Below are 22,456 nucleotides of genomic sequence, written 5' to 3' on the forward strand. Positions count from 1 at the left end.
TACTCGTCCCCTCCCCCTGCCGAACGTACTAAAAATCGCTCCCCCTCCCGAAAGGTATAAAGGATGAAATTCAGCATGAATACGATCATGGGGGAACAGGGATGGAGACAGTAAAGAAAAAAACATACACAAGAAAAAAGGTCATTAACATCGTAACCGTTTTGTTATTGGTTATCTTTATGATGGCTGTAGCCGCATGGGTAGCTTTCCGGCTGCTCGTCGGCGCTCAGGATATTGGTCAGCTGGAGACACCTCTTCCGGCTGCGACCATCGTTTATGACAAGGACGGTAAGGAAGCGAGTCGAATATCGTTTAATAAAATAGAGGAAATCGATTACGCAAGTATTCCGGCCCATCTCGTCCATGCGGTTATTGCCATCGAAGACAAGCGGTTTCTAACGCATGACGGCATGGACGTCCGGGCAATCGGACGCGCCTTTTGGACGAATGTATCAGCGGGCGGTACGATGCAAGGCGGGAGCACGATTACGCAGCAGCTTGCGAAAAACGTATTTTTGTCTCACGAGCGAACATGGTCGCGGAAATGGAACGAAGTGCTTTTGGCCAAAAAAATCGAGGAAAACTACAGCAAGGAACGTATCATGGAAATGTATCTGAACCAAATTTATTATGGAGAAGGAGCCTGGGGAATTAAACGGGCGGCATACACCTATTTCGGCAAAGAGGCCGATCAGTTGACCGTCGCCGAGGCAGCTTTGCTGGCCGGTCTTATTAAAGCGCCTTCGGCACTTACGCCCTATAAACATTTAGAGAAAGCCACGGAGCGGCGAAACCTTGTTCTGGAACAGATGAAGGAGCAAGCGTTCATCGACGTCAATACTTACAATGAAGCGGTTAAGGAGCCGGTTACGTTATTAAGCGCTAAGCCTAACCGCGTCGACGATATCCGGTTTCCCTATTACGTGGATCAAATGATTCGTGAAGCAATGACGCAGTACGGCTTATCGGAAAATGAAGTGCTCCTCGGCGGTCTTCGTATCTACACCGAGCTGGATCAAGGCATGCAGCAAGCAGCCGAGCAAGTGTATGCGGAGGAGTCGTTGTTCCCGCAAAGCACGGAAGATCAATTGATCCAGAGCGGCGCATCTTTGATTGACCCGAGAACAGGCGGAATTAGAGCGCTCATAGGCGGCAGAGGCGATCAACCGTTCCGCGGCTTTAACCGCGCTTCGCAGCTTAAGCGCCAGCCTGGCTCTACGATCAAGCCGATCGCCGTCTATACGCCGGCATTGGAAGCGGGCTATCGTCCGATGGATACAATCGTTGACGAGCCGATCAATATTGGAGGGTATGAACCGCAAAATGCCGGCGGGGGCTATCACGGGAACGTTACGCTGTACGAAGCGCTCATTAACTCTTATAACATTCCGGCCGTCAAGCTGTTGAACGAGCTTGGTATCGACAAAGGTCTGGATGCGGCCGGTCGCTTCGGCATCCCATTGACCCCGGAAGATCGAACGCTCGGTCTTGCGCTTGGCGGTCTGCATGAAGGCGTGTCGCCGATGCAAATGGCGGAAGCGTTCGGCGTATTCGCAAATGATGGCGTGAAGATGCAGGCACATTCGATAACGCGTATCGAATCCGCAGACGGCATTCTGCTGGCCGAGGCAGCTAAGCCGGAAGGCACGCAGGTAACGGAGCCCGGAATTGCTCGAACGATAACCGCCATGCTCGAAGGTGTCATTCAAGAGGGAACAGGCACCGCCGCTGCATTGCAGGGACGCCCGGTTGCCGGCAAATCGGGTACGACCCAAATGTCGGGAGCTACCGAGCAGGGAGCCAAGGATAACTGGTTCGTCGGTTATACGCCGCAGCTTGTCGGGGCTGTGTGGTTAGGCTACGACCATAGCGACAGCACGCATTATTTAACGACAACTTCGAAGGCGGCGGCTGCCGTATTCCAAGCTTTAATGGAGCAAGCGCTCAAGGATGAGCCTGTACTGGCCTTTCCGCCCGCGCCTTCCGATATGTGGGGCAAGAAACAGAAGGAAGAGAAAAAGGAGTCTAATTCTGACAAACCATCCAAAAATAAAGAAAAGAATAAAGAGAAACGAGATAGGAACAAGGAAAATAAAGACGACAATAAAAAATCAGACAAAAACGATAAGCAGAAGAAAAAAGAGCGTGAGCGTGAACGAGACCGCGATCGCTAAGCTCGTAACGGCATTTCGTCGAACAACCGCTATGTTAGCGGACCGAAATCAACAAAAAACAGTGTTGGCCGAAGCAGCTGCTTCATGGCCAACACTGTTTTTCCGTGCAGCAGCTACAACAACTACTGCTGCTTCACTCCGCTCTTCACGTGCGCAGTCGAATCGCGATACAGCAGCTCGCTCGAGAGCAATATTTTCTCGATCGGCGCTCCCTTCTTCACGATTCGTTCCATCAATCGCTCGACCGCGCGCCTTCCAAGCGCCTCCTTCGGCACATGCACGGTCGTCAGCGCCGGCTCCATCCGATAGGAGTCTTCGATATTATCGAAGCCTGTAACGGAGATGTCGTCAGGCACGGATATGCCAAGCTCCTGCAGGGCTTTGACCGCGCCGATAGCGATCATATCATTGGCGCATACGAGTGCGGTAGGCAGCTTACGGAGTTTCTTGCGCTTCATGGCCCACTGCTTAATCTGCTCCTCGAACGCCTCATGCTCATATCCTTCAACTCTTAGCAAATAATCGTCGCGCTGCTGCTCGGCGCCCTCCTGCTCCTCAATCGCATTGCGGAAACCGAGGAAACGGTCTTGGAAGCTGCGCGAATATCGGATATCGCCTACGAAACAGAGCTGCTTATGGCCGATGCCGATTAGATTCTTCGTCAGGCGATACATGCTCTCGAAGTTGTTGGCGAATACCGCATCGCTTGGAATAAGCATATCCTCATGATCGACCAGCACCATCGGCAAGCCGATTCGATGCACCTCAAGTAACAGCGACGTCGAGATTTCACCTACACCGACCAGTCCTAGAATACCGTTCGGGTTCAGAAAATGAAGGAAATGCTCGACGCTTTGCTCGGATACGATCACCATGCCGAGGCCATCCTCTTCCAAGCAGGTAGAGATGCCGTCGAGGATCCGCCCCCAATATAACGACTCCTTTGTCTGAAAGCGGATATTAGGCATAAGGACGAGCACCGATTGTTTGCCAGAAGCAGGCACCTTAGGCAGCTGCTCCAAGTTCATCGACTTCACGTATGCATTCTTTTGGGCAAAATACCCGAGCTGGGATGCGGCACTGATCACCCGCTCCTTCGTGGCGTCGCTAACGCCCCCCTTGCCCGAAAGCGCTTTGGATACGACAAACTTTGATACGCCTAAGTGATCGGCGATTTGCTGCATAGTTACCTTCTTTGACATCGGTTATGCTCCACCTAACTTTTTGATATGTTGCGCGCTTCCTTCCAGCGCTTGTTGTACTCGTCGAATGCCGATTGCAGGCTAGGAGCCGCAATCCATTCCTGAATGTAATCGCCGGACCAGAACGTCATCTGGGCGGCGGAGGCAATTTCGAGCAGAGTATCATTCGGGACGCTTTTCTCCAGAAACTCGATGTTGAACGACAGGAACTCCTTGAATTGCGGCAGCATCGGCTCCTTCGAATTATCGACGGGCAAGAAGCCGGAATCGTCCACGTATCCTGATTCATGGACAAAATAATCGACCCATGCCTCGGCCAGCTCCTTGTTCGCGCTGAACTTGCTGACGCCTACGAACCAGTCGGGACTTAGCGGTGCGAACCTCTTATCGCTATTGTCGTAAGGGAACGGGAATAATCCGATGTCCTCTGCATCCGCACCTGCAGCGACGACTTGATTAATGACCCAATTGCCCATCAGATACATGCCGGCGTGGCCCTCGGCAAGCTCGCGCTTGGAAGCTTCCCACTGGTTGGACAGCAGCTGCTCCTCGACATACCCTTTATCAATAAGCGTCTTAACGATCGTAATCGCTTGACCCCAAGCATTGTCGATCGTCCACGGCTCATCGGTCAATACCATTTCGTTCAAATATTCCGGGTTGCCCGTCATGTAGCTGACGAGATCCTCCCCCCATGTCATGAGCGGCCACTGCGCGCCATAGTTCAGGAAGACGGGCACAACGCCAGCTTGCTTCAGCTTCTCGCATGCCGCATAGAACTCATCCAGCGTCGTCGGTGCCTTCGTAATGCCTGCCAGCTTGAACGCTTCTTTGTTGTAGACGATTCCTGTCGTCGATGCGCCAGTCGCAATACCGTACCTCTGCCCGCTATATGCCTTGAAATCGGCGAACCGTACATTCTCGAACAAATCCATGCTGAGCGGTTCAAAATAATCAGGCAGCGCCTCATTCTTAATGCTGTTCGGCACTAGCAGCACGTCGCCGATCGTCCGCGTCGACAGCCTGACCATAATGTCGCTGGCATAATTGGTAATGCCTTCGAACTTGACCGTGACGCCCGGATGCAGCTTGGCGAAGTCATCGGCATATTGCTGGAATACGCCGTTCTCGATCAGATCGACGCGATTGGTCAACACCTGAAGCGTAACGGGCTCCGTCTCTGTCTTCGACTTGTCGGTTGGGGCGATATTGTCCGGATTGCCGGATGTCCCTTGCCCGCATCCTGTAACGAATACGCCTAATAAAATTGAGATAACGAACAGAAGAGCGTATTTATTCATTCCGCTTCTCTCCCAGGTTCAAATGGAAGCTGCAGCACGACTTCCGTACCGTGCCCTAGCTGGCTGTACACTTTCAGTCCATAGCTGATGCCGTAATGGAGCTTAATTCGTTCATTCACGTTCTTGAGTCCGATGCCTCCGGACGTGCGCATAGACACGACCTCATCGCCGCCTGCGAGCGAGCGGTTAAGCCGCTCGAGCGTATCGTCATCCATGCCGACGCCGTCGTCCTTAATGTGGACAAGCATCCCCTGCATCGTCACCTCGACATGAAGGGCAATCGTCATGAGCGGCTTGGAGTCGTCCATGCCATGGTAGATCGCATTTTCCACGATGGGCTGCAGCACAAGCTTAATGATCGGATATTGCTCCAATGGCTTATCCAAGCCGCATTCGAGGACGAACCGGTTCGGATATCGGTAATTCAGCAGCTCTACGTAATTCCGAACATGGCCGAATTCTCTCGACAGCGTCACCTCTTCATGCAGATCGCTTATGCTGTAGCGCAGCAGCTTGCCTAATATGGATATCATATCAGCGGCCACCTGATCGTCGTTCAGCTCTGCAGCCATTCGGATCGATTCCAAACTATTGTACATAAAATGCGGATTGATCTGACTCTGCAGCGCTTGTAGCTCCGCTTCCTTCTTCTTCGTCTCCATCTCGTAAATGTCGCTAATGAGCTGACTGATTCGCACGATCATCCGATTGAACTGATTGCCGAGCTGACCGACCTCATCGCGCGACTTAACCGGAAACTGAACGTCGAAGTCACCTTCCTGCACCGTCTTCATTAGCCTCATCATCTTGCGCAGCGGATTCGTAAGCGCGAAGGAAAAGAACGTCGAGATGAGCAGCGCCACCAGAATGGTAATGAAGGTAGCGATCCAGGTCACGTTGCGAATGACGACGGCATCCTTAGTCAGCTCGCTGACCGGTATGGAGGTCATCACTTTCCAGCTTGTATTGGGCGATGTTGTATAAATGTTGAGTCGCTTCACGCCTTCCTGCTCATCGTAAAAGCTGCCCTTGGCTCCGACCGCTTGCAGGACGGCAGGGTCGTCCTTAATGTTGGTTGAAATGCGCTGCCGGTCGCTGTCGTAGATGACGTTGCCGCTCTCGTCGATAATAAGCGACTGGCCGCTCGTCACCTTGTCCAGCTCGATGATTTGGTCCTCGATTACGCTAATATTGGCGTCAACCGCAATGACCCCGATCGGCTTAAGCGACTTGTCGATAACCTTGCGGACAACCGAGAACGCATATTTCTCGCTTTGCAGATTGCTCGTATACTTCTGCGTGCTGAACAGCATCGCTTCGCCTCCCGATGCCTCAACCGCTTCGCGCCAGTAGTCGTAGCTCTCCTTGACGTTAGACCGGATGCCGCCCGCCGCCGCCTGGAAATAGCTGTTGCCGAACTGATCAAAGATATATACAGAGTTTGCGCCGCGCTTAATCGTATTAATGAAAGAAATATTGCTTTCGATACCCCGCTGAATGGATAGCAGCGTATTGAAATCCTCAGGAATCGATTTGCCGCTTTCTCCGGCCGCCTGCTTCCGCTGCTCGTAATAACTGTTTGAGCGAATTAAATTTTGCTTGATATCGTCCTGATAGGCTGGGATTGAAGTGATGCGAATCATATCCTCAATGTAGTCGTCGACCCGCACCATCATGTTTTCGAGCATTTTCGTCGAGTATACGATCGTCTTCTGCTCGATCGACAGCGAATAATTCGTATAAGAGATATAGCCAATGAAGGCTAAAGGCAGCGTAACAACGAGCAGAAAGACGACTATCAGCTTGCGCTCCATTCTCATATCGCCAAAAATCGACCCGACGCGCCAGAAGCGCCTGTTCAGCCTCATTGCTCGATTCCCCCGTTGCTTTGCTTAGATGATAAGTTAGATGGCTGGCATTACGTTTCCGCCGTTCACAGGGATGTAAGCGCCTGTTATGAAGCTCGCCATATCGGATGCCAAGAACGCAACCGCATTGGCGATTTCCTGATCCGTTCCTCTGCGCTTCAGCGGCACCGTCTGTTCATAGCTCTCGCTATGCTCCGTATGGTTCTCCCGGTCGCGGTCGCTGATCGTCCAGCCCGGCGCGATCTGATTGACCGCAATCTGGTGCTCCCCTACCTCCTTCGCGAGCACGCGGTAGATACCATCCATGCCGCGCTTGCCTGCTGTATAAGCCGACTGCCCTGCGAAGTTCTGCATCGCGCACTCGGTGTTGATCCCGATCATACGGCCATACTTGCGCTCGATCATAGCCGGAACGAACGCCTTCGCCAAATAAACGCTTTGCATGACGCATGATTCGAACTGGCTGACGTAATCAGCCGCCGCCTGCTTCAGAATGCTCGTCCACTCGTATTGAATGACGGCATTTGCGACGACGATATCGACATGCCAGCCCTGCCCATCCAAATAGTCCTTCATATCATTAATTTGCTTCTCGCTCGTCACGTCAGCCTTTACGATGAGCGACTGCACGCCAATTTCCGACATTTCCCTTTGAAGCTCTTTTGCCTTTAACTCGTTACTGTTATAATGAAGAACAATGTTAGCTCCGCATTTGGCAAGCGTTCTAGCCATTACGCGTCCCAGATCGCCGGTCGCTCCTGTTATTAATGCGGTTTTGTTTGTGAGATCAAGCTTCATATCGTACGGACACCGTCCCTTTATTAGTTTAGTAAGTAATTTGTTATATATTTTATTATTAGTTATGCTATCAAAAAGTCAATGTTTTTATGTTCAAATCTCACTCTTTCTGTTCCCCTCGCGTTTCCTTACATCCATCGAGGATCGATCTACCGAAACTCAAACGCCCTATTACCGACAAATATATCATTTTTTTGGAGGAATTCCATTGAAAATCGAACTGTCCGAAGAGCATCTGCCTATCTTCGAGGCAATCTCCAGCAATGTTCGGATTCAAATCGTCCATTTGCTTTCTAAGAAATCGATGAATATCCGCGAGCTTGCCGAAGCGCTTGGACTAAGCAGCGCCATTATGACGATGCATGTCAAGAAGCTCGAGAAAGCGAACATCATTAAGTCCGAAATGACGCCCGGCAAAGGCGGCGCGGCGCAGAAAGTATGCTCGCTTGCGATGGACGGCCTGGAGATTGAATTTCCGCATAAGGAGGTCATCCCCCGCGAATCGAGAAGGAGCGAGGTATCCATCGGTCACTACACCGATATCAATATCGTTCCTACCTGCGGCATCTGCACGCCGGAGAAAGTAATCGGCTTGTTCGACGACCCGCGCTATTTCCTCGATCCCGAGCGGGTCCATGCCAAAATATTATGGTTCACGCAAGGTTATATCGAATATAAGCTGCCGAACTTTCTACTCCACAGCGAGCAGCCGGAAGAGCTTGAAATATCGATGGAAATATCGTCGGAGGCTCCCTTTACGAACCGGAACTGGCCGTCCGATATTACTTTCATATTCAATGACGTGAATGTAGGCATGTGGACAAGCCCCTCGGACTTCGGCGGCAAAGGCAAGCTTAACCCGTCCTGGTGGTTCGAAGAGGTCAACCAGTACGGACTGCTTAAGCGGCTCTTCATCCGGCGAGACGGCACTTATATGGACGGGGTCAAGCTGTCGAACGTGACGATCAACGACATCGATATCCGCAGCAAAAACTGGACGTTCCAAATTGCCGTGCTGGAGGACGCCAACCATATCGGCGGCGTCACGCTGTTCGGCGACGGATTCGGCAATTACAGCCAAGACATCGTCTTCAAGCTTTTCTATACGAAGCTTACGCCAGAGGATCAGCCCCAGCAGCCGCTTGCTGATAACGAATAAATGCAACAATGGCAGTCAGGAGTCTCGAACACGAGCTCCTGACTGCCATTGTTTTCGTTTAGGCTTATTCCTTTTCCTTCGTTTCCGGCGGCAAAAGGACGATACGTCCTTCTCCCAACTCCAGACGCAGCTTATTCGAGTTTTTGACGCCGATCGATTCCAGGTAGCCCGCAGGAACCTGCAACCTTCCAGCTTTGTCAAGAATCGCATACTCCACATGCGTCTCTTCCGCTTCAGCCTCTTCGAGCTCGGCAAGCTCTTCCGCGTATGAGCGTCTCCGCAGCATTTCGGACGAGATTTTACCATCTCTTATCGCCGCTACGCGGTCAACCTTCTTCGCCAGCTCCGGATCATGCGTGACGATTACGATCGTAATGCCGATCGTCCGATTGAGCTCGCGGAACAGATCAAGGATTTGGTTCGACATCTTGGAATCGACCGATCCGGTAGGCTCATCGGCAAGCAGCAGCTTCGGATGGTTAGCCAGCGCGATTGCAATGGCAACCCGCTGCTGTTCACCGCCGGAGAGCTGATACAGCTTATTGTTAGCGCGGTGGCTTAAGCCTACCGCATCGAGAAGCTCCTTCGCCCTCCAGCGCTTGCGCGCACCCGTAAGCAGGATCGGCAGCTCCACGTTCTCCTGCGCCGTTAAGTACGGAATGAGGTTTCGAGCGTTGTTCTGCCAGACGAAGCCGACGCTCTCCCGCTTGTATTTGACGAAATCCTTCTCCTTGAACTTCAACATATCTTTGCCGTCGACCATCAGCTTGCCGGCGGTTGGGCGGTCTAGACCGCCCAGCATATTAAGCAGCGTCGACTTGCCGCTGCCGCTGTTGCCGATAATCGCCATCAGCTCGCCGCTCTCGACGTGCAGATCAAGCCCTTGCAGCGCGAACACTTCCAGATCGGCTGCTTTGTATATTTTCACTAGTCCCTCGCAATGAATCACTCGTTAGTCCTCCCCTAGCTTGATCGCTTGATGAATACGCAGACGGGACAGCATATAGGCTAGTATAACGAGGCCTACTAGGAGCATGATGCCGACCAGCGTATAAATACGAACCAAGTCCGAAGCTTCGAACATCACTTTGAAAGGCGGAACGAGACTGCTCGGATTGAACGCAATTTGGAAATTCGGCACATACAGCTTGCTCGCCAAGTTGCCGATGCCAATGCCGATAAGTACGGCCACCCCAGACGTGAACAGCTGCTCCACGGCCAGCATCGTAATAAGCTGGCGAAGCGATAGTCCAATCGCTCGCAGAATGCCGTTCTGCAGCGTGCGGCCGCGCAAGGAAAGCACCCAATACAGCAGGAAGCCGATAAAGCTGACGAGAATCGAGAGCACGAAGCCGAGCGTCAATACACCGTTAAGCGCCATTAGGAACGGATCGTTTTTGGCCGTTGCCAGCTCCTCGCGCGTGTTGACGATTTTCGTAATCGACATCTTCTGTTCAGTGATTCCTTCATAGAATTCGGCGGTCGGCGTTGCCGTATCGAGCTTGATCCACACATCGTAAGGCTCAAGCGCAAGCTGCACCTGAATTCTAGGCAGATGGCCGACGATAAGCATCGGACCGTTGGTAAACGAGTCTTCCTTGCTGGCGTCGACGCTGCCGATCGGCGGGTTCGGATTGAACGTCGGGAAGTATTCGATAATGCCGTACACCTTGAACGGCTGCTGCGGCACATCCTCCCAGCCTACCCAGATCGTGTCGCCTGCCTTCACATTCTTCTGCTTCGCCAGCGTGCTTGAGATAAGGACCGCCGTAGGATCAGCGGCAATCAGATTTAAGTAATCATTCAACGGATAGTCCAGCAAGCTGTCTCTGAACCAAGTCGTATTGCCAAAGTCGAACGTATCGATGCCCATCAGCTTCGCTACGCCCGATTGATCGTTGACGGAGAAAGCAGCTTCGTTCTTCGTGAACACTTTGGCTGCATGCTCCACGCCCGGAAGCTTCGTGAATGGATCGAATGAAGGCTCTAAGTAATGAATGACCGGATCCGTTACCGCTGCCGCCGCACCGCCCGAAGGTGCGCCAGGCGGTGGCGGTGGCGGCGCATCGTTGATCCACTGCTGGGTAAGCACCATCTCCGCGCCGTTGCCGTATTGAATGCGGTCTTCCGTATTATTGTTGATCGTTCTTGCCGCCGACGCGCTGAACACGCCCGTTGCAATCGTCATAATAAGGAAGATCATTAGAAATTGATACTGGCTGCTTGAGCGTCCGACCTGAATAAGCGTCGCGTAGACCGAAGGCGGCCACCACTTCTTCCCGATCCAATAAACAAGCCGCAGTACCCATGGGTACAGACGAAGCAGCAGCAAGCCGCCGCCCATGATGAATAAGGCAGGAACGACGAATTGCAGCGGATCGATCGTCAGATCGCTAGCATTCAGACCAAGGCTTTGAAGATCGGCGAGCCTTTTCTTGAACGTATTAAGTCCATACAGCGCCAATGCGATGGCAATGACGTCAAGAAAGATTTTGTGCCATAGCGGCGACTTCGTCAGCCTTGCCATCTGCTGCTTGTGACCGACAATCGTTACTCTTGTCGCAAGAATAATCGGGATGAGCATAATGAGGAAGCATGCCCCTGCCGCAATCGCGCCGTATTGGTAAGCCTCATTCGTTACCCGAACAGGCAGTCTTACCCGCTGCACGAATTCCAAAAATCCGCTTGATGCGCCCAGCACCTCTGTGAGCACCATGCCCAGCCACGGCCCAAGGCCAAATGCAATCCCGCTTAGCAGCAAGCCCTCCACAGCATAGGAGGTAACGACCTGCCATCTTGCCGCGCCACGGCTGCGTAATACGGCAATTTCATTTTTTTGACGATCTGCGATCAGGTTCGAAACCATGAACATATAGAAGCCAAGCATAATGAGTACCGGAACGTTAAGCGACCACATAAGCGTACGCAGCTGTTCGGCTCTCTCCATATAGGTCGCGATCGCTTCAAGCGCCCTTGATTCAGATACCATCTGGTACATCGTCACATTCTTGAGCATCGTATCGCGAATCATGTTGCTCGTCGCAATGAAGTCATCCACATGCTGGAGCTCCATCTTCGAGTAATCGACGACTATGAACCAGCCTGCTCCTGCTATAGGGATAATGTTGTCCTTCAACATTTGCTGGTAAGCGAACTGATCATTGATGACGAAGCTATTCGTCAAGTCGCTTAAGTCGGTATCTCTGAAGTAAGCATCGTCATCCGCAAGCTTCTCGAACGTGCCTACGACCTTCAGCTTGATCGGCACCGTTATTTTGTCGTCTTCAATAATGAAGATCGAATCAATGACGGTCTTATACTGAATGAGCGCTCTCTCCGTCAACAGCACCTCGTACACGCCGTCAACCGGCTGCGCCGAAGGCATACGCCCGTCCGAAATTTTGATGTGTTTCTCGAAGTCGGTGAAAGAGCGAAGCGCCACGCTCTTCACATTGCGCTTCGTATCCGGCTCGGGATCGTTCTGAGGCCGGATCTTGAACGACTTCGATTGCAGGTCGGTGACAACCTCCTGAATAGGAAGCTGGAAGCCCGGAGCTCCTTCCTCCTTAATAAACTTGCTGACGCGGTTGTAAATTTGATTCATCTTCTCAGGCGTTTCTTTCGTGAAAAACAACTTGGAATAATGAGTCCCGGGATAAGTGCCCGTCTTCGTCTGCATCGTCTCCAGGTCCTTGACGAGCATGCGGGACAGAATCGCTTCCGAATAGATCGGCATGCTGCTGACCAGGGCGACGGACATTAACAAGCCGATGAATAAGCTTGCGACGAGCCACTTGTTCTGGACCATCTTGCGTAATATCATGACAAACAAAGCCACTCGAAAACCTCCCACAAAAACAAGCGTTCACGGGCTAACGCCGTGTTACATCGGCAAAGCCGTCTCTCACCTTACATTCTTCATCACAGCAAATTACTGCAACACAACGATAGTCCCTTCTTCAAGACCTTTCGTAATTTCGATCTCTGTCGATCCCTTAATGCCTGTCTCGACGTCGATCTCACGTACTTTATTGTCCTCGTCCAGCGTCCGGACGAACGTTCTGCCTAGGAAGTTGCGCAAGCCGCTGCGCGGAATCTTCAATATATCCTCGCGGTGCTGCAGGATGATCTTCACGTCCGTTAATGAGCCGATCTTAGCGCCTTCCGGCAATGTTGGCATTTTGATATACACGGTCTTGGAATACCGCTCCAGCAACTGAGGATTAAGCGTCTCCGGCGCAGATGAAGGCGTTTGCACGACTTCCGCGTCAATGGTCTGCGAACCGAAGATCACTTGTGCCGGGTAGCCGACGTCTACGCTGCTCATCGAAGTCGCATCCTCGACACGAAGCGCTACACGCAATTCATTCGGATCGGAAATAATGACAAGCGTTTGATAAGGCTCGACATAATCCCCTTCCTTCAATTCCTCAACGAAAGTGACTTGACCGTCCATACCCGCAACGAGTTGCTTGCTATTGAACGTGCTTAGAAGCCGTTCATACTTAATCGTATCGATCTCGAGCTGCAAGCTAGCCAGCTTCTGATCGTCCGTATTGTTATTTAACGTAGCATTCTTCACCCATATCTTCGTCTTTGCAAGCGCAAGCTCCAGCTCCTTCAACTGCACATCGAGTCCGTCGAGGTTCAATTGAATGAGCACATCGCCCTTCTTGACCTGATCGCCTGCATTAACGTTTACCTTTAGAACTCTTCCGCCTTGACCATTGAACTGGACAAGCTCTGTATTCGTCGACTCTAAACTTCCGCTACCGTTTATTTCCTGAGAAATACTGCCTTTCTCCACGGTCACCGTACGGTAATTTTCTTCGGCTGGCTTGACGAGCGGCGGCTTCAGCGCCTCTTCCTCTGCAGGCAGCAGCGAGCAGCCCGTTAACGATGCGCCGAGCAATAGCGTACAAGATATACCTAGCAAAGGTTTAAGCTTTTGCAACAATTTGTCCATCCTCCAATTCGTAGACATGATCAACGATTTCCATAATGGCAGGGTCGTGCGTCGTCATAATAATCGTCATTCCGGCGTCCTCGACCAGGTCGCGGAACACCTTCATAATCTGCAACCCCGTTCGGCTATCCAGCTCGGCCGTAGGCTCATCCGCGAGCAGCAGCTTCGGCTTATGAGCGATTGCCCTGGCAATGGCTGTACGTTGCTGCTCGCCGCCCGACATCTCGAAAGGACGATGGTGCATGCGCGACTTCAAGCCGACTTGATCAAGCGCTTGCACGGCTGCGTCCTTGCGTCCGCTCGCCGGAAACCCTGATACACGCAATATAAACTCGACGTTCTCGTAAGCGGACATTAACGGAATGAGCGCGAAGGACTGGAAGATCAGTCCCATCTCCGTTCGCCGCACTTGATCACGTTCCCGATTCGACATAGCCGTCAGGTCGCGCCCTGCAAAATGGATCTGTCCTTCCGACGGACGATCAAGCGCGCTAAGCAGGTTGATTAACGTCGTTTTGCCCGAGCCAGAGCGGCCCTTGAAGGCAATCAGCTTGCCAGAAGGAATGTGTAGGTCAACACCCTTCAATACCGTAACAGCTCCCGTACCCTTTCCGAAGGTACGTTTTAAAGCGTTTGCATGAATCATAGCGTCTGTTGCAGCCTGCATCGTTCTACTTACCTCCACATTCCGAGATTACTAGACATTATTTTGCTATAAAACGCTTTCAGTATTGTCGTTTCCATTTTAAACCTATTCTAGTAATCCAACAAGCTAAAATAGCCGCCCTTGAAGTATAAACGATCGATTAACCAAAATACATGTCACAATGCTGTATATTTATGTCATAATAGAGGTTTTGCTAGGCCCACTTCCCCCTCTCCCATCCCTGTTGATTACATCCTATCATCGCTTAAATTGGAAATAAATAAGAATTTCCCAGCTTATCATGTGTTTTTTTAACCACTTATTCAAAAAAAGAAGCCGCCAAAGGGTGTGGACGCTGCCCTTGGTTGCTTCGATTGCGAGTGTTAATCATATTTCCAGATTCAAAAAGAAGATGACGACCGTCACGGTAATCATGCTGATAAGAGTAGATACGAATACCGACTGCGAGGCGAACTCGGCCTCATTGTCGAACTCTACCGCCAGCAGAACGCTGCTAAGCGAAGTCGGAACAGCCGACGATACGATCAGCGCCGCCGCCATCAGCTTGTCGAGCTCCATCGGCTTAATGAGACCCATCGTCCATACGATCAGCCAAGCGAGCAACGGACCCGCGACGAGACGAAGAATGCCGGATATGCTGACGTCGATCGCAAGCGAGCGGCTAATTTTCCACTCCATATTGCCAAGCTGTACGCCTAGCGTAATGAGCGCCGTACCGATGAACGCCTTAGATAAATAGTCGATCGGGGTTGCGATCGGTCCAGGAATCGGAACGTGGAAGCCTCTTAGAAGGAAGGCGAGCGGAATGATATAGATGATAGGCATAGAAAGAATCGTCTTCATAATAGCCCGCATATCCGCTTTGTGAGCGTTAACGTTATAAATGCCGTACGTGTTCGGCACAAGCGATTGCATCATCATGATAAGCACCTGAATGGCCAGCGTTCTCTCGTTGCCGGAGAAAGCCAATTGATTCAGCGGTATGCCGTAGTTCGCGCTATTGTAGAACAAGACGCTGTTGCGCATCGCGCTTTTCATGCTTGGCTTATAGCCTCTGGCACGCACAACCGCCTCTACGATGATATATTGCGCCGCCATGAAGACGACGAAGAAGGCGAGCACCTGATAAATGACTTTAGCTGAAATTTCCGTCTTATAGAGGAGATCGAACATAATCGCAGGCGAGAACAAATAGAAGTTCAGCTTGGACAACGTCTTAATATCGAGCGAGAAAGCCCTTTGGATAATGATGCCCAGACCGATCATAATGCCCATCGGCAACACGTTCGTCAGTAATATATGTATGAAAATATCCATAGCTGCATCTGCTTCTTTCTATTAGGTACTCGCATGCCTCCATATCTTGGGAAGCAGCGACCGCGCATGGCGTGCTTCTATTATTCTAGGGGCAGCGGTCTGATTAGGCAAGGATTCGGGTTACAATAATCCCGTTGCCGTGCTCCGCCGTTTCTCGTATACTGGTAAATACGAGAGTTATTTATACAATTTATGGGCAATGCTTTTCCGGTTCTACCGGAGACAACCCCTCTAATCTAGAGGGGTTGTCTTTTTTTGTGCCCAATTCAAGAATGGAGGAGCTTATTCATGAAGGAAACTAGCACCGCTCGATCAATCCTAACGAAGGAACAGCTTACCCGGCAATTGATAGACTGCGGCGTAGCGGAAGGACAATCGATCATCGTCCATACGTCCTTAAGCAGCATCGGTTTTGTCGTAGGAGGGGCCGAAACGTTAATACGTGCGCTCCTTGAGATCGTCGGAGAGGAAGGCACGCTCATCATGCCTTCCCAAACGTGGAAAAATCTCGATCCCGAGAGCGGCGTCCACTGGGAAGAACCGGCCGAATGGTGGCCGATCATAAGGGAGAACTGGCCCGCGTACGATAAGCATATTACGCCGGCCATCGGCATGGGCGCGGTCGCCGAGATGTTCAGAAAGTGGCCGGAAGCCCATCGCTCCGATCATCCGGCCAGATCATTCGCGGCCATAGGCAAGCACGCCGAATACATAACCAAGGAACATGATTTAAGCAATATATTTGGCGAAGGCTCCCCGATCGCCAAGCTTTACGAGTTGGATGGTTTCGTGCTCCTTATCGGGGTCGGCCATGACAAAAACACGTCCTTGCACTTGGCCGAAACGCGGGCGAGCTTTCCATCCAAGCGGTTCGTCGACGAGAGCAGCGCTATCATGACAAGCGATGGACGAAGATGGACGACCTACAGCACCCAAGCCGTCGTCGATGACGATTTTGTCCCGCTTGGCTTAGCGTATGAGCAACAACACGGCATCCCTATTCATAAGGTCGGTGACGCCTCCGTCCGCTTGCTCAAGCAAAGGCCGCTTATCGACTGGGCCGTTGACTGGATGCAACTGCATCGACGTTAACTCAGGCAGCGATGCACTCATCCAGATTCGCTACCCCACAGCCGGCGCCGCAAGCGACCAGAGGTAGAGCAGCAGGCCGAAAAGAAGCGCGTATTGCTTCGACTTCCGATTCCGCTTATTCGGCCTTGCCACGATAAACAATCCGATGAAGAAGCCCAAGGGCAGCTTAATGTCGTTCAAACCTAAGGAAAAAGCGCCAATAAAGGAATATACGAGCAGCTTCAGAAACAAGCCGTTCTCATCCTCCTGGCGCTTGCGATAAATTAAATAGACGACGAATACGCATAGCGCTAATGACAATAGCCATACCATCATCAACATCACCCATCCCTCCTACGCAGTAACTGAATGACCACTACTTACTACTACGTATGGGAGAGGGTGGAAATTACAATTGTTGTTCTTCTTGGTACAATACCGTCGACAAATAGCGCTCTCCGTTGCTTGGAATAACGGCGACGACTCGTTTGCCTTTGCCAAGCCTGCGGGCAACCTCGAGTGCCGCATGGACCGCGGCTCCCGAGGAAATACCGCCGAGAATGCCTTCCTCGCGAGCGACGCGGCGCGAAGCCTCGAAAGCTTGCTCGTTCGTCACTTGTATAATTTCATCGTACACATCGGTATTCAATATCGAAGGGACGAAGCCGGCTCCAATGCCTTGAATCTTATGCGGACCGCTCGCTCCGCCCGACAAGACGGGAGATGCGGACGGCTCGACCGCTACGATATGAATGGACGGGAAGCGCTCGCGAAGCACCTCGCCCGCGCCCGTAATCGTGCCGCCCGTGCCGATGCCGGCCACGAAGGCGTCCAGCTGTCCGTCAAGCGATTCGATCGCTTCGATAATTTCCGGCCCCGTCGTCTCGCGGTGGATTTTCACATTCGCTTCGTTATCGAACTGCTGGGCAGGATAGTAATGCGGATTGCGTTCCCGTATTTCCTGGGCGACCCGAATCGCCCCTTTCATCCCTTCCGCGCCAGGTGTGAGCACTAGCTCCGCGCCGAAAGCTTTAAGCAGGCTGCGCCGTTCCAGACTCATCGTCTCCGGCATAACGATGATCGATCGATAGCCGCGGGCTGCCGCGACCATCGCGATGCCGATTCCCGTATTGCCGCTTGTCGCTTCGATAATCGTATCGCCGCGCTTCAGCTTTCCTTCCTTCTCCGCCTCGACAATAATGCTTAGCGCAATCCGGTCCTTCACGCTGCTGCCGGGATTGAAAAACTCCAGCTTCAAATAAATTTCCGCGCTATCCTCCGGAACGATTCCATTCAGCTTGACGATCGGCGTTCCGCCGATTAGCTCTGTAATGTTCTGTACGGCTTTCACCATGCTCTTCCCCTCCAAATTCACATTAATTGATCAGCCAGCCTCATGCATCGACTTTCCTTGCGAATGCCGGTACAGCTCCTCATAATAGCCGCCGATATCGACCAATTCCGTATGCGTGCCTTCTTCCACGATCTCGCCTTTCTTCATGACGATAATACGATCGGCTTGCATGATCGTGGATAGCCGGTGGGCGATAACAATCGTCGTCCGTCCAGCCGATACGAGCTGAAGCGCCGACTGGATCAACTGCTCCGTATGCGAATCAAGATTGGCGGTCGCTTCGTCCAAAATTAATATTTTCGGCTCGAATACGATAATGCGGGCGAAGGAGATAAGCTGCCGCTCCCCTGCGGACAGGCCGCTGCCGCGCTCCGACAGGCGCGTATCGTAGCCGTCTTTCATTTGCCGGATCAATGAATCGGCCCCGACGAATTCGCATGCTTGAATGACGGCCTCGCGAGTGATCGTTTCATCAAATAATCGGACGTTATCGAGTATCGTGCCGGAGTATAAATACGGCTCCTGCTGCACTAGACCAATGACGCGATGCAGCGATGCTTGCGGAATATCCCGAATATCGGTGCCGTCTATCGTCACTTTTCCTTCAGACACGTCGTAGAACCGGCATAGCAAACTGATTAACGAGCTTTTGCCCGCTCCGGTCGTGCCGACGATGCCGATCATGCTGCCAGCCTTAATATGAAGATCAAGATTACGTATAACGGGACTGCCTCCTCCGTAACCGAAAGTTACGCCGTCAAAGCTAATATGTCCCTCAACGGATGCAGGATCAAGCGGTTTAGCGTCCTTCCGATCGTCCACTTCCGGATCGATCGCGAAGATGCCCCAAATCCGGTTCACGGCCACCGTCGCCGATTGCAGCGTATTCCACTGCTGCGTGATCGTATTAATCGGTTGGAAAAATTGGCGAATATACGTAATGAACGCATACAAGACGCCGAATTCAAGATCCGATCCGAGCACCGCTTTGCCGCCGAGCCAAGTGACGAGCGCTATCGAAATATTGCTTAAGATTTCGAAGGATCGGTTGAACAGCACGTTCGTGCGAATCTCGCGCACGTTCGCTTGGAAGTAAGAATCATTCCGTTCCTTGAACTGCTTGCCTTGCTCCTTCTCTTGGTGGAACACTTGGATCAGGTTCATGCCCGACAAGTTCTCCGCCGTGAACGCGACGAGGCGGGACAACCGCGTCCGCGCCATCTGGTACGTCTTGCGCATGTAAGATCGGAAGCCGATCGCGATAAGCGCGATGACGGGAAGCAAAATCAAGCAGTACAACGTGAGTTGAACATCGAGCTGGAACATGAGCACGATGATGAACACGAGCGTCATGCCGTCTCTCAGCAGGCTAAGCAGCACCTGGTTGAAAAACTGGTTGATCGCCTCCGTATCGCTCGATACATGCGTAATCAAGCTGCCGCTCGGCACGCGGTCGAAGTAGGACATGGACAGCTTCGAAATATGCTCGAACAGCTGCTTGCGAATGCGCGCGACAATGCTTTGTCCTGCGTACTGCAGCACGTTGTTCTGCATGTAAGTGAACAGCAAGCTAAGCAGCGACAGTCCAAGGTAGACGCCGCCAATGACCAGCAAGCCGCTATAATCGCCATTGCCCCCGATCAGCTTATCGTCTATGGCGATCTTTACAAGGTACGGCTGAAGAAGCTCCGCCGCAATCGCAATAATCGTGAACAAGAATACACCGAGAAAAGCGAGCCAGTGAGGCTTCGCATAACCCCCAAGCGCCCGAAACGTCGATATATATTTGGGTTTCGCTGCCGGCTGGCTAAGGTCGGCCTTCTGATCCATCTGCCAGTTGTTAATGGCCTGCGGCATGCTGACTTCCCTCCTCTTGTATCGCATGAAGCGTTTTGTACAAGCCTTCCTGCGCAAGCAATTGCTCATGCGTCCCGCGTTGAACGATTTCTCCGTCGTCCATCACAATGATTTCATCCGCATGCTTAAGCGCGCTGATACGATGGGCGATTATAATCGTCGTCTTTCCTTTGCGCCCTGCCCGGATTGTTTCAATAATATCCGTCTCCGTCACTGCGTCTACGGCGCTGACGCTATCATCGAGGATCATGACCGGCGAATCCTTAATGATGCCCCTTGCGAGACTTGTACGCTGGCGCTGGCCTCCGGACAGTGTGACGCCGCGCTCCCCGAGCTTCGTCTCGAAGCGGTCAGGGAAGTCGATGATGTTGTTATAGATTTGTGCTTGCTTCGCAGCTGCCTCAACCTCTGCAAGCGAAGCTTCACGACGGTAGAACGCGATATTTTCGCGGATCGTCGTGCTGAATAAGAAGCCGTCCTGCGGCACGTAAGCAATCTGACCGCGCAAGCTCTCCAGCGTCAGCTCGCGAATATCCGTACCGTCGAACCAAATCGTGCCGGGAGGCGCATCGTAGGTACGAAGAAGCAGCTTCATGAGCGTCGTCTTGCCGCTGCCTGTTCTGCCGACGATGCCAAGCGTCGTTCCCGGCTTAATTTCTAGATCGATATTGCGCAGAGCCGGCCTTGAGGACTCCTCGTACGCGAACGTAAGGTCGCGAACATAGATGCCCGATTCGCGGAAGTCGAGCGACAACGCATCCTCAAGCTGCCTGATGTCCGGTTCGTTGCCAAGCAGGTCGTTCAGCCGCGCCAGCGACGCACGCGAGCGCTGCATCGTATTGATGACGTTGCCGATCTGCTGCAGCGGGTTCATCAGCATCCGGATATAAAGCGTCAGCGCAACGAAGCTGCCAAGCGAGATTTGTTTCGTAATCGTCAAGTAACCGCCAAGCGCAAGCGCGATCACGAGCGACAGAGAACCTAGGAACGGAATAAGCGCCTGGAAGATCGACGATACCCGTACCAATCTCAACTGGTTGTCGCGAATCCGGTCTACCGTCTCGCCGAAGCGGCGGTTCATAATGTCCTCGACGGCGAACTTCTTCGTGACGCGAATGCCGCCGAACTGCTCCTCCGCCGACTCCGTCATCGTCCCGAGCGACTCCTGCACGGACATCGACCGTTTGCGAATGACCGGACCGAACTTCGTCACGATGACCGGAATGCTGAGCAGCGGCACAATGCAAGCAATAATTAAGTAATAAGGAATATCGCTCAAGAACAGCATCGTAACGGTAGATATGAGTAGAATCGTTGCGCCAGCCGTTTGGTTGACGCCCATCGAAATCGATTCGCGCACGCTCGTCACATCGTTCATGAAGTAGCTGAGCAGCTTCCCTACGCCGTTCTTCGAATAGAACCTTTCGCTTAATCCCGTAAAATGCGTGAACAGCCGGCGCCTCGTCAGAAACTCGAACAGCCTGCCGACGTACATGACAAGGTATTGAGCGAGGCCTCCGATTAGCGCGAAGCCTACGCCGATGCCAAGCAGCAGCCAGCTGTAGCGGATGACCGAATCGGTCGTCAAGCTTCCGCTCTCCAGCTCGTTCGTAAAGTCGCCAAGCACCTTCGGAAAGTTAACGTGAATGATGTTGGCAATGAGATGGAACAGAATCGAGAACATGTAAATATGCCAGGTCTGTCTGAAAAAATCGGCTAACAATCGCGGTGATTTCAATTCCGTATCACTTCCTACCTTCGAATTACTCGACTAGCCCGGTACGCTCCACGCCCTCGACGAACCAGCGCTGCGTGAACGCGTAAAGCACGAGCAGCGGCAAAATAATGAGAAAAGAAGCGGCCATCTTGAGCGGCTCCACGAATACGCGCAAACCGCCTTGATCCGACTCCATGCTAAGCGAAGCATTAAGCTTCGCCATCCCGACCGACAACGGTACATCCGACGCGCCGAACATATACATCGATGGAAAATACGCGTCATTCCACGTCCATACGAAGGAAAATAAGAACACGACGATGATAGCCGATCGCGAGATCGGCAGCATGACGCGAAAGAAAATGCGAAATGCCCCTGCTCCATCTATTCGCGCCGCTTCCTCCATTTCCTTCGGAAGCGTCCCAAAAAACTGTCTGAAAATAATGACGAACAAAGCTCCCTTCAGTCCGTGCCCGAACAACGCAGGCACAACCATCGGCAGCACCGTATTGATCCAGCCGAGGTCCTTGAACATGAGAATGGAAGGCAATATCGTCACTTGGGGCGGCATGATGAACGTGAACAGCAGCGCGGCGAACCACAGCTTCTTAAGCGGAAAATCGAGCCTTGCGAACGCGTAGCCCGCCACCGCGCACGACAGTACCTGCAGTACAGCCACTAGCAGCGATAGCCCCGAGCTGAGCGCGAAGCTGCCCGCGTAATGCAGCATCCGGAACGCTTCGGCAAGATGCCCCCCGTAGATTGCGCTTGGCACCCAAATGACAGCCGGGTCAAGCAAGTCGCCCGCATTTTTCACCATTGTCGTTACCATATAAAATACGGGCTTCAAATAAATAAATGCTACATCGATGAGCAGCACGTACATAAACAGCCGGAACAACAGCCCTCTATCAGCTTCCCGTCCAAGCAGCCTCATCCTAAGCCGAGCCAGCTTCCCCATTCTGATCCACTCCCTTCATAAACGGTTTTAAAATATGTGCGGTG

General features: G+C 52.3%; 17 protein-coding genes. 3 read left to right on the top strand and 14 right to left on the bottom strand.

The window, feature by feature from the left end; translation table 11 throughout:
• Positions 1-101 precede the first annotated feature (101 nt).
• Positions 102-2,174: a transglycosylase domain-containing protein gene (locus AC0YN0_RS25320; protein WP_475823742.1), complete on the top strand. Its 2,073-nt coding sequence runs from the start codon at positions 102-104 to the stop codon at positions 2,172-2,174.
• Positions 2,175-2,296: 122 nt separating this feature from the next.
• On the opposite strand, the gene AC0YN0_RS25325 is transcribed toward AC0YN0_RS25320, so the two are convergent.
• The 4 genes from AC0YN0_RS25325 to AC0YN0_RS25340 are packed head-to-tail and all read right to left on the bottom strand — an operon-like array spanning position 2,297 to position 7,343.
• Positions 2,297-3,376 carry a LacI family DNA-binding transcriptional regulator gene (locus AC0YN0_RS25325; protein WP_475823743.1) on the bottom strand — a complete coding sequence of 360 codons (1,080 nt, stop codon included), beginning with the start codon at positions 3,374-3,376 and terminating at the stop codon, positions 2,297-2,299.
• A 14-nt stretch (positions 3,377-3,390) separates the two neighbouring features.
• On the bottom strand, positions 3,391-4,677 hold the full coding sequence (locus AC0YN0_RS25330; RefSeq protein ID WP_475823744.1) for an ABC transporter substrate-binding protein: 1,287 nt from the start codon (positions 4,675-4,677) through the stop codon (positions 3,391-3,393).
• Entirely contained in the window at positions 4,674-6,545 is a 1,872-nt protein-coding gene (locus tag AC0YN0_RS25335) for a cache domain-containing sensor histidine kinase (RefSeq protein WP_475823745.1), read from the bottom strand. Before AC0YN0_RS25335 ends, AC0YN0_RS25330 begins: the two co-directional genes overlap by 4 nt.
• A gap of 36 nt (positions 6,546-6,581) precedes the next feature.
• Positions 6,582-7,343, bottom strand: a complete 762-nt coding sequence (locus AC0YN0_RS25340; RefSeq protein ID WP_475823746.1) for an SDR family NAD(P)-dependent oxidoreductase — start codon at positions 7,341-7,343, stop codon at positions 6,582-6,584.
• A gap of 208 nt (positions 7,344-7,551) precedes the next feature.
• Here AC0YN0_RS25340 and AC0YN0_RS25345 point away from each other — a divergent pair, with 208 nt between their 5' ends.
• Positions 7,552-8,502, top strand: coding sequence for an ArsR/SmtB family transcription factor (locus AC0YN0_RS25345; protein WP_442048305.1), 951 nt, complete (start codon positions 7,552-7,554; stop codon positions 8,500-8,502).
• Between the two features lie 64 nt (positions 8,503-8,566).
• Here the strand turns inward: AC0YN0_RS25345 and AC0YN0_RS25350 are convergent, their stop codons facing one another.
• From AC0YN0_RS25350 to AC0YN0_RS25370, 5 genes are all read right to left on the bottom strand, one after another.
• Positions 8,567-9,451 carry an ABC transporter ATP-binding protein gene (locus tag AC0YN0_RS25350; RefSeq protein WP_475823747.1) on the bottom strand — a complete coding sequence of 295 codons (885 nt, stop codon included), beginning with the start codon at positions 9,449-9,451 and terminating at the stop codon, positions 8,567-8,569.
• 3 nt (positions 9,452-9,454) lie between these two features.
• Positions 9,455-12,340: an ABC transporter permease gene (locus tag AC0YN0_RS25355; RefSeq protein ID WP_475823748.1), complete on the bottom strand. Its 2,886-nt coding sequence runs from the start codon at positions 12,338-12,340 to the stop codon at positions 9,455-9,457.
• 93 nt (positions 12,341-12,433) lie between these two features.
• Positions 12,434-13,459, bottom strand: a complete 1,026-nt coding sequence (locus tag AC0YN0_RS25360; RefSeq protein ID WP_475823749.1) for an efflux RND transporter periplasmic adaptor subunit — start codon at positions 13,457-13,459, stop codon at positions 12,434-12,436.
• Positions 13,443-14,135: an ABC transporter ATP-binding protein gene (locus AC0YN0_RS25365; protein ID WP_475823750.1), complete on the bottom strand. Its 693-nt coding sequence runs from the start codon at positions 14,133-14,135 to the stop codon at positions 13,443-13,445. Before AC0YN0_RS25365 ends, AC0YN0_RS25360 begins: the two co-directional genes overlap by 17 nt.
• A gap of 366 nt (positions 14,136-14,501) precedes the next feature.
• A complete protein-coding gene (locus AC0YN0_RS25370) occupies positions 14,502-15,452 on the bottom strand; it encodes an AEC family transporter (protein WP_442048310.1) in 951 nt (316 codons plus the stop codon).
• Between the two features lie 288 nt (positions 15,453-15,740).
• Between AC0YN0_RS25370 and AC0YN0_RS25375 the strand changes: the two genes are divergently transcribed.
• Positions 15,741-16,544, top strand: a complete 804-nt coding sequence (locus AC0YN0_RS25375; RefSeq protein ID WP_475823751.1) for an AAC(3) family N-acetyltransferase — start codon at positions 15,741-15,743, stop codon at positions 16,542-16,544.
• Positions 16,545-16,574: 30 nt separating this feature from the next.
• Here AC0YN0_RS25375 and AC0YN0_RS25380 read toward each other — a convergent pair whose 3' ends face one another.
• The 5 genes from AC0YN0_RS25380 to AC0YN0_RS25400 all read right to left on the bottom strand — a co-directional run bounded on the left by AC0YN0_RS25380 (position 16,575) and on the right by AC0YN0_RS25400 (position 22,412).
• Positions 16,575-16,865: a hypothetical protein gene (locus AC0YN0_RS25380; RefSeq protein ID WP_475823752.1), complete on the bottom strand. Its 291-nt coding sequence runs from the start codon at positions 16,863-16,865 to the stop codon at positions 16,575-16,577.
• Between the two features lie 67 nt (positions 16,866-16,932).
• Positions 16,933-17,877, bottom strand: a complete 945-nt coding sequence (cysK, locus tag AC0YN0_RS25385; protein ID WP_337098336.1) for a cysteine synthase A — start codon at positions 17,875-17,877, stop codon at positions 16,933-16,935.
• Positions 17,878-17,907: 30 nt separating this feature from the next.
• Positions 17,908-19,734 (bottom strand): ABC transporter ATP-binding protein, encoded by a 1,827-nt coding sequence (locus AC0YN0_RS25390; RefSeq protein WP_475823753.1) that lies wholly within the window; start codon positions 19,732-19,734, stop codon positions 17,908-17,910.
• The gene (locus AC0YN0_RS25395; protein WP_475823754.1) at positions 19,718-21,472 is read right to left on the bottom strand and encodes an ABC transporter ATP-binding protein; all 1,755 of its coding nucleotides are present in this window, start codon (positions 21,470-21,472) and stop codon (positions 19,718-19,720) included. Before AC0YN0_RS25395 ends, AC0YN0_RS25390 begins: the two co-directional genes overlap by 17 nt.
• 25 nt (positions 21,473-21,497) lie before the next feature.
• Positions 21,498-22,412, bottom strand: coding sequence for a carbohydrate ABC transporter permease (locus AC0YN0_RS25400; RefSeq protein ID WP_307471201.1), 915 nt, complete (start codon positions 22,410-22,412; stop codon positions 21,498-21,500).
• Positions 22,413-22,456: the final 44 nt, after the last annotated feature.

Source organism: Paenibacillus sp. J22P218 (assembly GCF_056269195.1).

What these genes read in the sequence shown, in the direction of transcription:
- AC0YN0_RS25320 (WP_475823742.1), top strand. Translation starts at nt 102, where the DNA reads ATGGAGACAGTAAAGAAAAAAACATACACAAGAAAAAAGGTCATTAAC.
- AC0YN0_RS25325 (WP_475823743.1), bottom strand. Translation starts at nt 3,376, where the DNA reads ATGTCAAAGAAGGTAACTATGCAGCAAATCGCCGATCACTTAGGCGTA.
- AC0YN0_RS25330 (WP_475823744.1), bottom strand. Translation starts at nt 4,677, where the DNA reads ATGAATAAATACGCTCTTCTGTTCGTTATCTCAATTTTATTAGGCGTA.
- AC0YN0_RS25335 (WP_475823745.1), bottom strand. Translation starts at nt 6,545, where the DNA reads ATGAGGCTGAACAGGCGCTTCTGGCGCGTCGGGTCGATTTTTGGCGAT.
- AC0YN0_RS25340 (WP_475823746.1), bottom strand. Translation starts at nt 7,343, where the DNA reads ATGAAGCTTGATCTCACAAACAAAACCGCATTAATAACAGGAGCGACC.
- AC0YN0_RS25365 (WP_475823750.1), bottom strand. Translation starts at nt 14,135, where the DNA reads ATGCAGGCTGCAACAGACGCTATGATTCATGCAAACGCTTTAAAACGT.
- AC0YN0_RS25370 (WP_442048310.1), bottom strand. Translation starts at nt 15,452, where the DNA reads ATGGATATTTTCATACATATATTACTGACGAACGTGTTGCCGATGGGC.
- AC0YN0_RS25375 (WP_475823751.1), top strand. Translation starts at nt 15,741, where the DNA reads ATGAAGGAAACTAGCACCGCTCGATCAATCCTAACGAAGGAACAGCTT.
- AC0YN0_RS25380 (WP_475823752.1), bottom strand. Translation starts at nt 16,865, where the DNA reads ATGTTGATGATGGTATGGCTATTGTCATTAGCGCTATGCGTATTCGTC.
- cysK (WP_337098336.1), bottom strand. Translation starts at nt 17,877, where the DNA reads ATGGTGAAAGCCGTACAGAACATTACAGAGCTAATCGGCGGAACGCCG.
- AC0YN0_RS25390 (WP_475823753.1), bottom strand. Translation starts at nt 19,734, where the DNA reads ATGCCGCAGGCCATTAACAACTGGCAGATGGATCAGAAGGCCGACCTT.
- AC0YN0_RS25400 (WP_307471201.1), bottom strand. Translation starts at nt 22,412, where the DNA reads ATGGGGAAGCTGGCTCGGCTTAGGATGAGGCTGCTTGGACGGGAAGCT.